Below are 2,397 nucleotides of genomic sequence, written 5' to 3'. Positions count from 1 at the left end.
CCCCACCGCCCCGCGGAACGCCTGCCCGCAAGCTGATGAAACCGCCTGCCCACAAGCCGACGAAAGGCGCCCCCATGGCCAAGCAGACCGTGGCCGAGCAGTTCGTGGACATCCTCGTGCGGGCCGGGGTGCGGCGGCTCTACGGGGTCGTCGGCGACAGCCTCAACCCCGTCGTGGACGCCATCCGCCGCAACTCCGCCATCGACTGGATCCAGGTCCGCCACGAGGAGGCCGCCGCCTTCGCGGCTGGGGCCGAGGCGCAGCTCACCGGGAAGCTCGCCGCCTGCGCCGGCTCCTGCGGCCCCGGCAACCTGCACCTCATCAACGGCCTCTACGACGCGCACCGCTCCATGGCCCCGGTCCTCGCCCTCGCCTCCCACATCCCCAGCAGCGAGATCGGCTCCGGCTACTTCCAGGAGACCCACCCCGACCAGCTGTTCCGCGAGTGCAGCCACTACTGCGAGCTGATCTCCAGCCCCCAGCAGATGCCGCGCGTCCCGCAGACCGCCATCCAGCACGCGATCGGCCGAGGCGGCGTCAGCGTCGTCGCCCTGCCCGGCGACATCGCGGCCAAACCCGCGCCCGAGCGCGCCGAGGAGCACGCCCTGGTCACCGCGCGCCCGACCGTGCGCCCGGGTGACACGGAGATCGACGCGCTGGCGCGCATGGTCGACGAGGCCGACCGGATCGCGCTGTTCTGCGGCAGCGGCACCGCGGGTGCGCACGACGAGGTCATGGCGTTCGCCGAGCGGGTCAAGTCCCCGGTGGGGCACGCCCTGCGCGGCAAGGAGTGGATCCAGTTCGACAACCCCTACGACGTCGGCATGAGCGGCCTGCTCGGCTACGGCGCCGCGTACGAGGCCACCAACGAGTGCGATCTGCTGATGCTGCTCGGCACCGACTTCCCGTACAACGCCTTCCTGCCGGACGACGCGAAGATCGTGCAGGTGGACGTGCGCCCCGAGCACCTCGGCCGCCGCTCCAAACTGGACCTCGCGGTGTGGGGCGACGTGCGCGAGACGCTGCGCTGCCTGACGCCGAAGGTGCGGGCCAGGACCGACCGCCGCTTCCTCGACAAGATGCTGAAGAAGCACGCCGAAGCCCTCGAAGGCGTCGTCAGCGCCTACACCCGCAAGGTCGAGAAGCGCACCCCGATCCACCCCGAGTACGTGGCCTCGGTGCTGGACGACGAGGCGGCCGAGGACGCGGTGTTCACCGTCGACACCGGCATGAACAACGTCTGGGCCGCCCGTTACCTCACCCCCAACGGCCGCCGCCGCGTGATCGGTTCCTTCACCCACGGTTCCATGGCCAACGCCCTGCCGCAGGCGGTCGGCGCCCAGTTCCTCGACCGGAAGCGGCAGGTCGTCGCCATGTCCGGGGACGGCGGCCTGGCGATGCTGATGGGCGAGCTGCTGACGCTCGTACAGTACGAACTGCCGGTGAAGATCGTGCTGTTCGACAACTCCTCGCTCGGCATGGTCGAGCTGGAGATGATGGTCTCCGGCCTCCCCGCGTACGGCACCGGCAACCGGAACCCGGACTTCGCCGCACTCGCCGAGGCGGTGGGGGCGTACGGGGTGCGGGTGGAGAAGCCGAAGGACCTGCGGGGCGCGCTGCGGTCCGCCTTCCGGCACAAGGGCCCCGCGCTGGTGGACGTGGTCACCGACCCCAACGCGCTGTCCATCCCGCCCAGGATCCGCGCCGAGATGGTGACCGGCTTCGCGCTCTCCGCGAGCAAGGTCGTGCTGGAGGGCGGGGTCGGGAAGATGGTGCAGATGGCGCGCTCGAACCTGCGGAACGTGCCGCGCCCCTGAGCGCCCGTCGGCCGTCGCCTGTCGGCGGCCCGTACGGCGTCTCCGCAACGCGGGGTGGGCCGTACGGGTGGAAGGGATGTCCGGAGGGTATGCCTCGGCAGCATGCACGGAATGTTCGGATTGTCGACTGTTGTGCAGCAAATGGATTGCGCAGCCGTCCTCCCCTGAGAGCCCGGCACCGTTCTCCCGGCGGTGCCGGGCTTTTGATGTGCGGAGCGCCGTGCGGCCCCCGCGCCGCCCGTGCCCGTACCGCGCCCGGTTTGTGCTTCCGGTGCATCTTTCGTGCTCCCCTTGGGGACTTTTGATGCGCTTCGCCGGACTGGCCCCTGGGCATGCATCAGTGGGCGTGATACGCGATGGTCCGAGCGGCTCGGACCGATACGGCTTTTTTTGGGGGGCGGGGGCGACATGGCGGCGCAGCGTGCGGAATCAGTGCTGAGCAAACGTCTGCGGAGGGCGGATCTGACGGCGGTGGCCGACGTCCGCGCGACGCTGCGGGAGCGGCTCAGACGGCGCGCCTGGGGAGAGCGCGAACTGGCCGACATCGCCGAACTGCTCACCAGCGAGCTGGTCACCAACG

Annotated in this window: 1 protein-coding gene; it reads left to right on the top strand. The window is 70.6% G+C overall.

Annotation, left to right across the window (positions count from 1 at the left end; all coding sequences use genetic code 11):
- The first annotated feature begins 74 nt into the window (after positions 1 to 74).
- Positions 75 to 1,817: a pyruvate dehydrogenase gene (locus tag AOK16_RS12935; RefSeq protein WP_055472407.1), complete on the top strand. Its 1,743-nt coding sequence runs from the start codon at positions 75 to 77 to the stop codon at positions 1,815 to 1,817.
- Positions 1,818 to 2,397 lie beyond the last annotated feature (580 nt).

The sequence above is a fragment of the Streptomyces pathocidini genome, assembly GCF_001418495.1.
Lineage (GTDB): Bacteria > Actinomycetota > Actinomycetes > Streptomycetales > Streptomycetaceae > Streptomyces > Streptomyces pathocidini.
The sequence above is the reverse complement of the archived record's forward strand: the minus strand, read 5'-3'. Positions and strand labels throughout refer to the sequence as shown.